Source organism: Streptomyces sp. A01, from assembly GCF_059026195.1.
On record NZ_JBWLKN010000006.1, the window covers coordinates 323,618 to 337,169 of the forward strand.

The window sequence follows — 13,552 nt, forward strand, 5'->3', positions numbered from 1 at the left end:
ACTGGCAACGGCCTCCGGAAAACGTGCCGCCTCCGGAGCTGATCGCGCGTCCGGAACGGGTGCCGTCTTCCGCGTTGATGACGCATCGGAACTGCGAGAACCGACGGAAAGCGAAGGAACCGACACCCATGGGCTCCACCCTCGTCATCACCAATGACTTCCCGCCCCGGCAGGGCGGGATCGAGACCTTCGTGCACGCCATGGCCACCCGCATGCCGGACGACGACGTCGTCGTCTACACCTCGTACGAGCCGGGCGGCACCACCTTCGACGCGACGCTCCCCTTCCCCGTCATCAGGGACACCAGCCGCGTGCTGCTGCCCACGCGCCGGGTCACCGCGAGAGCCGCCTCGCTCGCCACGGCGTACGGCTGCGACCGTGTCTGGTTCGGCGCGGCCGCGCCGCTCGCCCTGATGGCACCGGCCCTGCGGCGCGGCGGCGTACGGCGCGTCGTGGCGACCACCCACGGCCACGAGATCTGGTGGGCGAGGGCACCCGGCACGCGCCACCTCATGCGGCGGATCGGCGAAAGCGTCGACGTCGTCACCTACCTCGGCCCGTACACCCGCTCCCGCATCGAGCCCGCCCTCGGACCCCGGGCGCGGATGAGCCGCCTCGTGCCGGGCGTGGACACCGAGGTGTACCGGCCGCAGAGCAACGCGTCCCGCGATGTGCGCACCGTCCTGGAGCTGCACGGCAAGCGGGTGATCCTGTGCGTCGCCCGGCTGGTGCCGCGCAAGGGCCAGGACATGCTGATCCGGGCCCTGCCACTGGTACGCGACACCGTCCCGGACGCGGTCTTGCTCATCGTCGGCCAGGGACCGGACGAGGCCCGGCTGCGCAGGCTGGCACGGCGCCACGCCAGCGGGGCGGTCCACTTCGTCGGCGGCGTCTCGCACGCGGACACCCCGCCGTACTACGCCGCCGCCGACGTCTTCGCCATGCCGTGCCGCACGCGCAAGGGCGGCCTGGAGGCCGAGGGACTCGGCATCGTCTTCCTGGAGGCCGCCGCGAGCGGTCTGCCGGTCATCGTCGGCGATTCCGGCGGCGCACCCGACGCCGTACGCGAATGCCGCACCGGCCGGGTGGTGGACGGCACGGACCCGGCCGCCATCGCCCGCGCCCTGACGCGGATGCTGCTCGACCCCCACCGAGCGGCCATGGGCGCCGCGGGCCGCGAGTGGGTCAAGCAGGCATGGTCCTGGGACAACTCGGCCCGCCACTTGGCACGACTCCTGTCACCCGAGCACGTCCCGGCGGGGATTCCCGGAGAGCGGTGAAGACCGGCCGGGCGGGCATCCGAGGCTCTACAACCCAGCAACCGGCCGATAACCCGACAACCCGCGTCCCGGCCCGCAGCCGGGGATCGGCCCGAACGACTGCCGCGCATCCGGTCGCCGTCCCGGCAGCCCGATCACCCGCCGAACATGGTGGTGCCACACCCACCATAAGTACGCGCTGTTCGCGGCATGCTCCGGTCGGCACGCTGGCTCCATGACGCACAGCACTTCTCGATTCAAGGACAAGGTCGCACTCATCACCGGCGGCACAAGCGGCATGGGGCTGGCCACCGCGCGCAGGCTGCTTGCCGAGGGCGCGCGGGTGGTCATCACCGGGCGCGACAAGAACCGGCTGGACGCCGCGGCCGAAGACCTGGACAGCGGGGACCGCGTCCTCGCTGTCCGCAGCGACGCGGCGAGTCTCGCCGATCTCGACGCGCTGACGGCCGCGATCCGGGAGCGGTTCGGGCGGCTGGATGTGGTCTTCGCCAACGCGGGCGTCGCCTCGTTCCAGCCGTACGGTGACATCACCGAGGCCGAGTTCGACCGCGTCGTGGACATCAACTTCAAGGGAGTGTTCTTCACCCGCCAGAAGACCACCCCGCTGCTGTCCGACCATGCGGCGATCGTGATCAACGCGTCGTGGACGCTGCACCGCGGCCTGCCCGCCGCCTCCCTCTACTCGGCGACCAAGGCAGCGGTGCACAACCTGACGCACACCCTCGCGGCAGAACTGGCGCCCAGGGGGATACGGGTCAACTCCGTGAGCCCCGGCTACATCGAGACCCCGATGTTCCACGACGCCGTCTCCGCCGACGCGCGAGCCGCCGTCGTCGCCCAGGTCGTCGCCGGTCGTCTCGGTACCGCCGAGGACGTCGCCGACGCGGTCGCCTACCTCGCCTCCGGAGAAGCGTCCTACGTCAACGGACAGGACCTGATCGTCGACGGCGGCCTGGTCGCCGCCATCCCCGGGGCGACGGGGTAGCCATGGCTCCGGGACGGCGTGCGGACGCGGGAGCGCGGCGGCTCCGACCGCCCTCGCGGGGCGGCGGCCCTTGCAGGGCCCCACCGTCCGCCTGTCACGACCCGCGTGTCCGCCCTTCTCCCGGCAGACCCGGCAGAAGGGCCCCTTCCAGCGAAGGGGCCCTTCGGTGCTCAGCGCGGGGTGCCGGCCGGGCCGGGTCTCACAGGGAGGTGAGCGGTTCGGCCTCGTAGGCCCGGTGGAGCAACTCCACGAAGGTCGGCGCCTCGGGCAAGGGCACGGAGTCGATCCGGTGTACCGCGATGCCCGGCGTCCATGAGTTCATGACCACGGCCCCGGCCATCGCGGGCAGATCGGCGAGCGTGATCTCCTGGTCGCGCTGCGGGACCCCGAGGCGGTCCAGCTGCCGGCGGAGGATGCCCATGGTCGTCCCGGCCAGCATCTCGGCCACGGGCCACACCACCGCGGTGCCGTCCCAGAAGGCCAGGTTCCAGATCGACGCCTCGCTGAGCCGCCCTTGGCGGTCGACGAAGGCGGCGTCGTCGAAGCCTCGCGCGACGGCCTGCCGGAGGTAGTACGTCTTGGCCACCTCGCCGACATGCTTCACGCCCGGGAGGACCCGTTCGTACTCGACCGCCGCCAGCGTCAGCGGGCCCTGCGGGCCGGACGAGGCCAGTCCCGTACGGACCAGCATCTCGGGCTCCACATCGGGCCCCGCCACGGTGAACTCCCCCGCGGGCGAATACACCGTGGCCATCAGCGAGAGGTCCGCCGGACCGGCCTCCAGGGCCGCCCGCAGGGAAGCCCGCACCCGGTCGTCGGACCACGCCTGACCGAACAACTCCAGCGAGGCGCGCCGCAACCGCTCCAGATGGAGGTCGAGGCCCCGGACCTGGCCGCCGCGTACCTGTATGGCGGTGAAGTGGGCGTAGCCCGAGAAGGCAAGCGGCCCCAGGTCCTCGGTGGTCGCCGCCCGGCCGTTACGTTGAACAACAGAAGAGGTCATGCGTTACTCCAGAGGTACGGGGTCGACTGGGCGGAAACAAGGGACGCGGCACGGCCTCGGCCACGGACAGGGAGCCGACGCCCCTACCGCGGACGACGTGCGCGGAATGCCCGCTCACAGGGTGACGTTAAGGCTTGACACCAATAGGAAGGTCAAGAGGAAGGCCAAGAAGACGGCCGACCTCGGAGGGGGCAGGGCACATGCTGATCGGGGAGTTGTCCCAGCGGACCGGAGTCAGTTCGCGACTGCTGCGGTACTACGAGGCGCAGGGATTGCTGGACGCCACGCGCAGCCAGAACGGTTACCGCCACTACGCCGAGGACTCGGTGGTCACCGTACGGCAGGTTCGTGCCCTGCTCGACGCGGGCCTGACCACAGAGGTGATCCGTTCGCTGCTGCCGTGCGCCCGGGGCGAGTTGCCCGAGATGGACATGTGCGTGGATGTCCGGGCCATCCTCGACCGGGAGTTGGCTGCCACGGACGACCGTATCGACGACCTCCAGCGCAGCCGCAGCGCTCTCGCCGGCTACCTGGAGCCGTCCTGAGCCGTCACCCGCGTGACCGGATGGCACCTGCCTCGCGGCGAGCATGGCGCGGTCCAGCGGTTTGGCGTTCAGCTCGTCGCGGGCGAGTCTCTCGTAGTCGACGGCAACGGTGTCGTAGGCCGTCCGAGTGGCGTGCAGGCAGGTCGCTTCGGTCATGGTCCATGACCGAAGCCCCGCGCCTCAAGGCCGGACCCGGGATCGACGGGAACGCACGAGCAGCGGCCTCGCCGGAGGAGGCCGGTATCTCAGATCGGCCGAGACATCACCACACCAGGCGCCCGAGACTGAGCGAGGCGTGCGAACGGATGCCCCACAGGGAACCGAGACTGCCGCACAAGGACCGAGACCGCCACACCTTCGCAGAGACGCGACATCATCACATTCAGCCACTCTCCGTCACAGTGTGCGACGCGCCACTATTGCAAGCGCTCGCTTGCAATAGTTAGCAGGCGTGAGGCAGCATCGAAGGCATGGCATCACTGAACGTCGGCAACCTCGGCGAGTTCCTGCGGGAGCAGCGGCGTACCGCCCAGCTCTCGCTGCGGCAGCTCGCCGACGCCGCCGGGGTGTCCAATCCGTATCTCAGCCAGATCGAGCGCGGCCTGCGGAAGCCGAGCGCGGACATCTTGCAGCAGCTGGCCAAGGCGCTGCGGATCTCCGCCGAGACGCTGTACGTCCAGGCAGGCATCCTCGACGAGCGAGACCGGGTCGAGGTCGAGGTCAGCAGTGCGATCCTGACCGATCCGACGATCAACGAGCGGCAGAAGCAGGTGCTGCTGCAGATCTACGAGTCCTTCCGCAAGGAGAACGGGCTCGGCGCGGATCAACCGGTCGGTGCCGGTGACACCGGCACCGGCGGCACCGCGGACTCCGGCACTTCCGGCACCCCAGTGGCCGATGCCGCCCCGCATGGCATAGCCGGCCAGAACGCCCCCGGCGCCACGGATGACGCCGACGGCACCGACGGCCCGCAGACCACACATCAGCGCACGCCCTGACCGATCCGGGAGGACCCTCGTCATGGCCATCACCGAAGACATCCGCAAGACGATCACGGACCCCACCCCCCTGTACGCCGTGGCCGGTGCCGCCGACCTCGCCGCCGAGAAGCTGAAGGAGGCCCCGGCGCTGTTCGAGAAGATCGTCGCCGAGACCCCCGAGCGCCTCGCGGCCGTACGGGACACCGACCCCAAGGCCGTACAGGACCGGGTCACCAAGCAGGCGCAGGAAGCGCAGGCGAAGCTCAACGAGCTGCTGGGCACGCTCGACACCGACGTCAAGAAGCTGCGTGAGTCGGCGCAGGACCTCACCCTCCAGGGCGTGGGCCGGGTCGCCGAGTACGCGGTCCGGGCCCGCGACACCTACGACGAGCTGGCCGAGCGCGGCCGGGGCGCCGTGAAGACGTGGCGCGGCGACGTGGCCGAAGAGGTGCTTGAGGTCGCTGAGGCGATCGAGGCCGACGAAGAGTCGGCGCAGGGCACCAAGGCCGGCGCCGCCAAGTCCTCCAGCACGACCGCCACCAGCACGGACAGCACCACCAAGCCCGCGGCGAAGAAATCCGCCCCGGCGAAGAAGACCCCGGCGAAGAAGACCACCCCCAAGGCGGCCGAGTAATCGCCGGAGCCCGCATGGCCTTGTAACGAGGCCATCGACGGCGAAAGCGGGCCGGGCACCCCCGCGTGTCCGGCCCGTTGTACGGGTACGGTTGCGGCTGACACGCCCGACAGGGCGTGCGGCCGAAGATCACAACATCTCACAGGCGGTGGATGACGTGCTGGTGCAGGGATTCAGCGAGATCATGTACTGGGTTTCCTGGGGCCTGCTGCTGTTCAGCCTGTTCGCGTTCGTCGACTCGGCGATCCGCCGGGAGGACGCCTACCGGGCAGCGAGCAAGCAGACCAAGCCCTTCTGGCTGATCCTGCTGGGCATCGCGACAGCGGCGAACCTCTTCCTGCCGGTGATGGCGTTCATCCCGATCATCGGCCTGATCGCGACCATCGTCTACATGGTCGATGTGCGGCCCGCCCTCAAGCAGGTCTCCGGCGGTCGCGGCCGCCGCGGCGGCTCAAGCTCCGACGGCCCCTACGGTCCGTTCAACGGCCGCTGACCCACCCCCTCCCCCCGGCCCTCCCGGGCGGCCGAGCGGATTCGCTGCCGCGCGCCGTGCGAGATGAGCGACAGACGACGAGCCGCACTGGATGGGCCGTATGGGCCCGCCGTGCGCGATGAGTCCTACGGGCACGCCAAATCGCCCGGCCCGGCCTTACGAACGCGCCGAACCGCCCCGGCTTACGAGTGGCGCCCCGAAGGCTCGGTAGGCCCCGCGCCGTACGTACGCGCCGTAGCGGCCGTCCTACTCGTCGCCCCGGCCCAGCAGCAGCACGGCCACGTCGTCCGTCAGTTCGCCGCCGTTCAGCGCGCGGACCCGGGTCACCGCCGCGTCCAGCAGCGCCTCGCCCGACAGCCCCGACGCCAGCAGCTCGCTGACGAGTTCGACCATGCCGTCCTCGCCGAGCCGCTGGGTGCCTGACCCGACACGCCCCTCGATCAGTCCGTCCGTGTACATCATCAGGCTCCACGCCGCGCCCAACTCGACCTCCTGGCGCGGCCAGCGGGCGTCCGGCAGCAGGCCGAGGGCCGGGCCGCCCTCGGTGCAGGGGAGCAGCTGCGGGGCGTGGCCGGCGCGGGCCAGCAAGGGCGGCGGATGACCGGCCAGGCACAGTCCGGCCCGCCGTCCGTCCGGGGTGATGTCCACCGTGCACAGCGTCGCGAAGATCTCCTCGTCGTCCCGCTCGTGTTCGAGGACCTCCTGAAGGGTGTCGAGCAGCGGATCACCACTGAGCCCGGCGAGCGTCAAGGCCCGCCACGCGATGCGGAGTTCGACACCGAGCGCCGCCTCGTCGGGCCCGTGGCCGCACACGTCGCCGATCATCGCGTGCACGACGCCGTCGGGCGTGCGGACGGTGTCGTAGAAGTCGCCGCCGAGCAGCGCCCGGCTGCGGCCCGGCCGGTACCGGGCGGCGAACCGCAGGTCGGAACCGTCGAGCAACGGCGTGGGCAGCAGGCCGCGTTCGAGCCTGGCGTTCTCCTGCGCGCGCAGCCGTGACTCGCTGAGCTGGCGGCGCGCGCGGTCGGCGCGCTTGCGCTCCACCGCGTACCGGACAGCCCGGCTGAGCACCCGGTCGTCCAGCTCGTCGCGGAAGAGGTAGTCCTGGGCGCCGACCCGTACCGCCTCGGCCGCGCGCTCCGCGTCGTCCTCCGCGGTCAGGGCGAGCACCGCGTGTCCGGGAGCGAGCCGCAGGACCTCGCGCAGCGTCTCCAGCGCGTCCGACGCGCCTTCGCCGGGCGTCGGCAGGCCCAGATCGAGCACGATGCACTGGGCGTCGTCGGTGAGCAGCCGCGCCGCCTCGGTGAGGTTACGGGCGGTCCTGACCCGTACGGGCTTGCCCTCGGCGTCCGTCAGCTGCGGCATGGCGAGCGACCCGGCCGGGTCGTCCCCGATCACCAGCAGGCTGATCCCGGGGTCGGGCAGCGGCGCTGACCTGCGCGGCGCGTCCGATGCTTCTCGCTGGCGCGGCACGGGTACGGGTGCCGGTACGGGCATCGCTCCATTCCTTCCCTCCCCCGAGGCGCGTCACGGTCCGCCCCTGGTCCATGGCACCTCGCCGGTCGCGGCTGGCCCATGGTGCCTGGCGCGTCGCGGCTGGCCCATGGTGTGGGGGGCCTGGAGCCGGTCTCCCGCCTCCGGCGGCCGCTTCGGGCCGACGGCGGTACGCGAGCGACTGGCTCCCGGGCGGCGCTGGGCCGCCCGTTCCCGGCCGCGCACGCGCCCGCCGCCGGAAGGCGGAGGCGCGGTGTGCTGCCGGGTACTGCCAGGCGACCCTAGCGGTAGGGCGCACCTAAACGGAATGGCTTACGGTGAGTCACCGAGGTCATATGCCCCGCCGCCCACGGGCGTCCCGGCCCACCGGCCCCCGGAGATCCACCGCTCGTCCCGCCCACTCACCACGCGGTGGCCCGGTGCCTGGTCCGCGCCATGATCCACGGCGTGACCCGCCCACACACCGCGCCACGGGCCCGTACCGCGCCCGTCCCCAGGCGCCCCCGGGATGATCTTGGAGGCTGGCTCAGCGGGTCGGCAGCGCCGCCCCCACGCGCTCCGGGCGGCGAACGCAAGATGACGAACATCACGCCCGACACGGGGCACCACCAACGCACACCGGCAGGCGCCCAGAAACGGCCACCGCCGCCTTCACGCGCCCCACCCGCGCACTCAGCCGCCGCCGTGCCAGGCGCTGGACAAGCAACCCGCGCCCAGCGCAGGCGTGTGCCCCGCCAGGAGCGCGGGGATGTGCCCTGCTAGAGGCGCAGGGACGCACCCTGCCAGGGGCGCGGGGAACGCGACCAGCCACACCACACCCGCAGCCCGCGACGCACAGGCAGGAGCTCCCCGCGAACCGCACCCCGCTACCCCGGCGTCGCCCCGCGCCGCCGCCGTCGCTCCCCGCGCCGCCGTCGTCAGCTCACGCGTCCGGCCTGACCACGCCGAGGATCTGCATCGAGCCCGCGCCCGCCTGGGTGATGTGCCGTCCGGGGCGCGGCGCGTGGACGATGATCCCGTCGCCCACGTACATCCCCACGTGGCTGGCGTCCTTGTGATAGATGATCAGGTCGCCGGGGCGCATGTTGTCGATGTCCACCTTGGGGAGCTGCCGCCACTGCTCCTGCGAGGTGCGCGGAATCGAACGGCCCGCCGCGCCCCATGCCTTGAGCGTCAGCCCTGAGCAGTCGTACGTCTTCGGGCCCTCGGCGCCCCACTCGTAGGGCTTGCCGATCTGGTCCGTGGCGAAGGCGATGGCCCGCTCGCCCTGCGCACTCGCCTTGCCGCTGACGTCCGTGAGCGCGCCGGACCCGAGCCACTTCGCCTGCGCTTTTTCGGCCTTGTCGGCTTCCAGCTGGCGCAGCCGCGCGCGCTCCTCGGCCGCCAGCTGGGACTCCAGCTTCTTCGCCTCGGCGAGCTTGGCCTTGATGTCCTTGCGGGCGGCGGCCTTCTTCGTACGGCTGCGCTCCAGCCGCTCCCACTGCTCGGTGGCTTCCTTCGCGTAGCCGTCGAGGGCGTGCTGGGTGGTGGCGAGCTTGCCCATCACGCCCTTGGTCGCGTGCTGGCCCTTGCGGACGAGGGAGACACCGTCGAGGAAGCCCTGCGGATCGGTGTTGAGCAGTACGCGCGCCTCGGGGGAGATGCCACCCGTCCGGTACTGCGCCCGGGCCATCGCCCCGGCCTGCTTCTTCAGGCCGATCATTTCCTTCTGGGCCGCGGTGACCGAGTGCGCGATCCGCACGATCTTCTTCTCCTGGCGGGCCTGCCGCTCCTTCGCCAGGTTGTACGCGTCGGTCGCGGCCTCCGCCTCCCGGTAGAGGGCCTCGACCTGCCGATGGACCGCCTCCAGGCTCTGGGGCTTCTTCGGCTTCGGTTTGTCGGGCGCGGCCTGTGCCACGCCGGGGGAGGTGAGCACCCCGGCGGCCGCGCAGACCAGTGCGGTCGCGAGGACGACACCGCGCCGCCGCTCGCCGCCACGTCCACGTCGCGCACCGCCAGGCAGGGCACCGCCGCTCCGCGCGGCGGCGGGCCGCGCGCCGTGCGCACCCTCGCCTCGCGCCTCACCTCGCGCTTCCGCGCTCCCCGCGTTCCCGCCCCGCCCGCTTTCGCCCGGCTCGTACACGCTTCGCACCCTCTCCCCCGCGCTTTCGCGCTCCGCGCGACCGCTCGCCGCGCTCTCGCCGCTGCGGGTCTCGTCTTCTCTGGCTTCGTCCATGGCTTCGTTCCGGCCGTGCCGTGCCACCGCACCGGCCAGTCCGCGTCGCCCACACCCCATACCAGACCTACTGGCACGTAACCTGGGATCGTGCCACGCCACGCGTGAATTCGACAGGGTCGTGGGAAAGATCCGTCGTCCCTGGCGGGCCTCTTGTCGACGGCGTACGAACGTCTAAGCGTCGCTCGTGGGTACCGCCACCACCCTGACGGCCGAGGTTCACCCTCCGTTCACTCACGCCCATTGGCCACTTCACCTGATCTGCCTAATTTCAGCCGTACAGAGTGCGAGTCGCGCTCGTGGACGGCCATTCCGCCACGTCGCTGGTTGCACAGTCTCGCTACGGTCACCGATCTCTTCGCACGCCGTCCCCACCGGCGGCTCCTGGAAGGAACTCCCGAACAGTGAAGCTTCAGCGCAAGAACCGGCTTCGCGCCATCGCCGCCGGCGCCCTCGCCGTCTCCGGCGCCCTGGTCCTCACGGCGTGCGGCTCGGACGACAACAACGGCTCCTCCGGTGGCGGCTCCGGCAAGTCCGCCGGCCCGATCAAGTGCGAGGGCAAGGGCAACCTCCTCGCTTCGGGCTCGTCCGCGCAGCAGAACGCCATGGACCTGTGGGTCAGCAACTACGGCGACGAGTGCGAGGACACCAAGGTCAACTACAAGGCGACCGGCTCTGGCGCCGGTATCCAGGAGTTCCTGCAGGGCAAGACCGCCTTCGCCGGTTCCGACTCCGCGCTGAAGCCCGAAGAGGTCACCGCGTCGAAGAAGGTCTGCAAGGGCGGCCAGGGCATCAACATCCCGATGGTCGGCGGACCGATCGCGGTCGGCTTCAACGTCCCGGGGGTCGACAAGCTCACGCTCGACGCCGAGACCCTGAGCCTCATCTTCGACTCGAAGATCAAGAAGTGGAACGACGAGGCGATCAAGAAGCTGAACCCGGACGCCAGCCTCCCGGACCTCAAGATCCAGGCGTTCCACCGCTCCGACGACTCGGGCACCACCGACAACTTCACCAAGTTCCTCAAGGCCGCCGCCCCCAAGGCATGGCCGCACGAGCCGGGCAAGGCGTGGGAGGGCGAGGGCGGCCAGTCCGCTGACGGCTCCTCCGGTGTCTCCTCGCAGGTGAAGCAGGTCTCCGGCGCGATCTCGTACTTCGAGCTCTCGTACGCGACGTCCACCGGCGTCAAGACCGTCGACCTGGACACCGGCGCCGACGCCCCGGTCGAGGCCACCGTCGAGAACGCCTCCACGGCCATCGCCGAGGGCAAGGTCGTCGGCAAGGGCAAGGACCTCGCGCTGGAGCTGGCGTACGACACCAAGGCCGCGGGCGCGTACCCGATCACCCTGGTCACGTACGAGATCGCCTGCGACAAGGGCAACAAGCCCGGCACCGCCGAGGCCACCAAGTCCTTCCTGACCTACACCGCCAGCGAGGGTGGCCAGACCTCGCTGAAGGAGCTCGGCTACGCCCCGCTCCCGGACGAGATCGCCACGAAGGTGCGCGACACCGTCTCGACCCTCTCCTAAATCCCGCGTGCGGCCGGCCCGCGTCCCCTCCGCGCCCTCCCCGGGCGCGGAGGGACACCCATGGGCCCTCGCCGCACCGTCCGGTGCACCGCCGCGCCAGGAGCCGCACCCAGGCTCCGCAGACCGGAGAAAATCATGGACATAACACCGACCTCACCCTCCAGCCCGCCACCCAAGTCCTCACCGCCGCTCGTGACGGACAAGGTGGCCGCGCCGGGCAAGAGCAAGAGCACTGGTCGAGCTGGTGACCGCGTGTTCCTCGGGCTTTCCCGGGGCTCCGGCATCGTGCTCCTAGTGATCATGGCAGCCATCGCGCTGTTCCTCACTCTCCGCGCGACCAGGGCCATCACGAAGAACGAGGGCAACTTCCTCACCACCTTCGAGTGGAACGCGAACGGCCCGCACCCGAACTTCGGCATCGCCGTCCTGCTGTTCGGCACCGTGGTCAGCTCGGTCATCGCGATGGTCATCGCGGTGCCGATCGCCGTCGGGATCGCGCTGTTCATCTCGCACTACGCGCCGCGCCGTCTCGCCTCCCCGATCGGCTACCTGATCGATCTCCTCGCCGCGGTGCCCAGCATCGTCTACGGCCTGTGGGGCGCGCTCTTCCTGGTTCCGCACCTCGAAGGGCTTTACAAGTGGTTCGACGACTACCTCGGCTGGACCGGGATCTTCGAGTACAACGACGGCGCCGCCCGCTCGCTGTTCACCATCGGCATCCTGCTCGCGATCATGATCCTGCCGATCGTCACCAGCGTCAGCCGTGAGGTCTTCCTCCAAGCCCCGAAGATGATCGAAGAAGCGGCACTCGCCCTCGGCGCGACCCGCTGGGAGGTCATCCGGATGTCGGTCCTCCCCTTCGGCCGCTCCGGCATCATCAGCGCCTCGATGCTCGGCCTCGGCCGCGCGCTCGGCGAGACGATGGCCGTCGCCACCGTCCTGTCCACCAGCTTCGACATCAAGGCCAGCCTGCTCGACGCGGGCGGCGGCACCTTCGCGCAGAACATCGCGAGCGGCTTCAAGGAAGCCACCGACATCGAAGGCAGCGTCGGGCGCGACGCCCTGATTGCCTCCGGTCTGGTGCTGTTCGTCCTCACCCTGCTGGTGAACGGCGCGGCCCGCCTGATCATCGCGCGCCGCAAGGAGTACTCGGGGGCCAACGCATGAGTGACGCACCCGCGGCCGCGACGCCGCACAAGCACCAGCCCGCCATACCTCCGCCCCTCGCGGCCGGAGCAACACTGGAAGGGGGCGCGGCATGAGCAACGTCGTCATGGACAAGGCTCCGGTCTCCGACAGCGCACCCCTGCCGACCACACTGCGGCAGCCCCGCCTCCCCCGCTGGACCCCTGCCGCGCTCGTGCTGGCCTCGGCCGCCGTCGGCTGCGGCATCGGCATCGGCGCCGGCCTGGACAGCAAGATCCAGTGGGGCCTGATCTCCGCGATCCTCTTCGTACTCCTGACCTACGGGCTCACCGTCAAGGTGGAGGGCAAGCGACAGGCCAAGGACCGGCTCGCCACGAGCCTGGTGTGGGTCTGCTTCCTGCTCGCGATCGTCCCGCTCGCCTCGCTGATCTTCGAGACGGTCAACCGGGGCTCCAAGGTCCTCGACGGCTACTTCCTCACCCACTCCATGGACGGCACCCAGCGGATGCTGCCGGGCGGCGGCGTGTACCACGCCCTGATCGGTACCCTGGAACAGGTCGGCATCGCCACCCTGATCGCCGCCCCGCTGGGCCTGCTGACCGCCATCTACCTGGTGGAGTACGGGCGCGGAAAGCTCGCCAAGACCGTCACGTTCTTCGTGGACGTCATGACCGGCATCCCCTCGATCGTCGCCGGTCTGTTCATCCTGAGCCTGTGGATCATCATCCTGGACTTCAACTACTCCGGCTTCGCCGGTGCGATGGCGCTGGCGATCCTGATGATGCCGGTGGTCGTGCGGTCCACCGAGGAGATGCTCAAGCTCGTCCCGAACGAGCTGCGCGAGGCGTCCCTGGCGCTGGGCGTGCCCAAGTGGCGCACCATCCTCAAGGTGGTGCTCCCGACCGCGATCGGCGGTATCACCACAGGTGTGATGCTCGCTGTCGCGCGTGTCGCGGGCGAGTCGGCCCCGATCGTGCTGCTGGTCTTCGGCGCGAAGGAAATCAACAACAACCCCTTCGAAGGCGCCCAGTCCTCACTGCCGTACTACGTCTACGAGCAGTGGCAGAACGGCAACGACCCGTCCTACGACCGGGCCTGGGCGGCGGCGCTCGTCCTGATCGCCTTCGTCATGATCCTGAACCTGGTGGCGCGCGGCATCGCTCGCTGGAAGGCCCCGAAGACCGGCCGCTGAGGCCCACCGACTTTCCGGCTCCGCCGCGCGGGGCCGACGTGAGAAGAGAAGTGATT

At 70.6% G+C, this 13,552-nt stretch carries 12 protein-coding genes; 9 read left to right on the forward strand and 3 right to left on the reverse strand.

Annotated features, from left to right (window positions below; translation table 11 throughout):
* The first annotated feature begins 128 nt into the window (after nt 1-128).
* Nucleotides 129-1,280 (forward strand): glycosyltransferase family 4 protein, encoded by a 1,152-nt coding sequence (locus AC5P1B_RS10920; RefSeq protein WP_493886549.1) that lies wholly within the window; start codon nt 129-131, stop codon nt 1,278-1,280.
* 214 nt (nt 1,281-1,494) lie between these two features.
* Entirely contained in the window at nt 1,495-2,265 is a 771-nt protein-coding gene (locus AC5P1B_RS10925) for a glucose 1-dehydrogenase (protein WP_493886550.1), read from the forward strand.
* Nucleotides 2,266-2,464: 199 nt separating this feature from the next.
* Here AC5P1B_RS10925 and AC5P1B_RS10930 read toward each other — a convergent pair whose 3' ends face one another.
* Nucleotides 2,465-3,268: an aminotransferase class IV family protein gene (locus AC5P1B_RS10930; RefSeq protein WP_493886552.1), complete on the reverse strand. Its 804-nt coding sequence runs from the start codon at nt 3,266-3,268 to the stop codon at nt 2,465-2,467.
* A gap of 200 nt (nt 3,269-3,468) precedes the next feature.
* On the opposite strand from AC5P1B_RS10930, the gene AC5P1B_RS10935 reads away from it, so the two are divergent.
* The 4 genes from AC5P1B_RS10935 to AC5P1B_RS10950 all read left to right on the forward strand — a co-directional run bounded on the left by AC5P1B_RS10935 (nt 3,469) and on the right by AC5P1B_RS10950 (nt 5,920).
* Nucleotides 3,469-3,813: a MerR family transcriptional regulator gene (locus tag AC5P1B_RS10935; RefSeq protein WP_493886554.1), complete on the forward strand. Its 345-nt coding sequence runs from the start codon at nt 3,469-3,471 to the stop codon at nt 3,811-3,813.
* 470 nt (nt 3,814-4,283) lie between these two features.
* Nucleotides 4,284-4,811 (forward strand): helix-turn-helix domain-containing protein, encoded by a 528-nt coding sequence (locus AC5P1B_RS10940; protein WP_493886555.1) that lies wholly within the window; start codon nt 4,284-4,286, stop codon nt 4,809-4,811.
* Between the two features lie 22 nt (nt 4,812-4,833).
* Nucleotides 4,834-5,427, forward strand: coding sequence for a hypothetical protein (locus AC5P1B_RS10945; RefSeq protein ID WP_493886556.1), 594 nt, complete (start codon nt 4,834-4,836; stop codon nt 5,425-5,427).
* Between the two features lie 157 nt (nt 5,428-5,584).
* Complete coding sequence (locus AC5P1B_RS10950) at nt 5,585-5,920, forward strand: DUF2516 family protein (protein WP_493886622.1); 336 nt, start codon at nt 5,585-5,587, stop codon at nt 5,918-5,920.
* A gap of 246 nt (nt 5,921-6,166) precedes the next feature.
* Here the strand turns inward: AC5P1B_RS10950 and AC5P1B_RS10955 are convergent, their stop codons facing one another.
* Together AC5P1B_RS10955 and AC5P1B_RS10960 are read right to left on the reverse strand one after the other, a co-directional pair.
* Complete coding sequence (locus AC5P1B_RS10955) at nt 6,167-7,417, reverse strand: PP2C family protein-serine/threonine phosphatase (protein ID WP_493886557.1); 1,251 nt, start codon at nt 7,415-7,417, stop codon at nt 6,167-6,169.
* 919 nt (nt 7,418-8,336) lie between these two features.
* Complete coding sequence (locus AC5P1B_RS10960; RefSeq protein WP_493886558.1) at nt 8,337-9,629, reverse strand: C40 family peptidase; 1,293 nt, start codon at nt 9,627-9,629, stop codon at nt 8,337-8,339.
* 404 nt (nt 9,630-10,033) lie between these two features.
* On the opposite strand from AC5P1B_RS10960, the gene pstS reads away from it, so the two are divergent.
* The 3 genes from pstS to pstA all read left to right on the forward strand — a co-directional run bounded on the left by pstS (nt 10,034) and on the right by pstA (nt 13,496).
* On the forward strand, nt 10,034-11,158 hold the full coding sequence (pstS, locus tag AC5P1B_RS10965; protein ID WP_493886559.1) for a phosphate ABC transporter substrate-binding protein PstS: 1,125 nt from the start codon (nt 10,034-10,036) through the stop codon (nt 11,156-11,158).
* A gap of 135 nt (nt 11,159-11,293) precedes the next feature.
* Nucleotides 11,294-12,325 carry a phosphate ABC transporter permease subunit PstC gene (pstC, locus tag AC5P1B_RS10970; RefSeq protein ID WP_493886560.1) on the forward strand — a complete coding sequence of 344 codons (1,032 nt, stop codon included), beginning with the start codon at nt 11,294-11,296 and terminating at the stop codon, nt 12,323-12,325.
* Between the two features lie 91 nt (nt 12,326-12,416).
* A complete protein-coding gene (gene pstA, locus AC5P1B_RS10975; RefSeq protein ID WP_493886561.1) occupies nt 12,417-13,496 on the forward strand; it encodes a phosphate ABC transporter permease PstA in 1,080 nt (359 codons plus the stop codon).
* Nucleotides 13,497-13,552 lie beyond the last annotated feature (56 nt).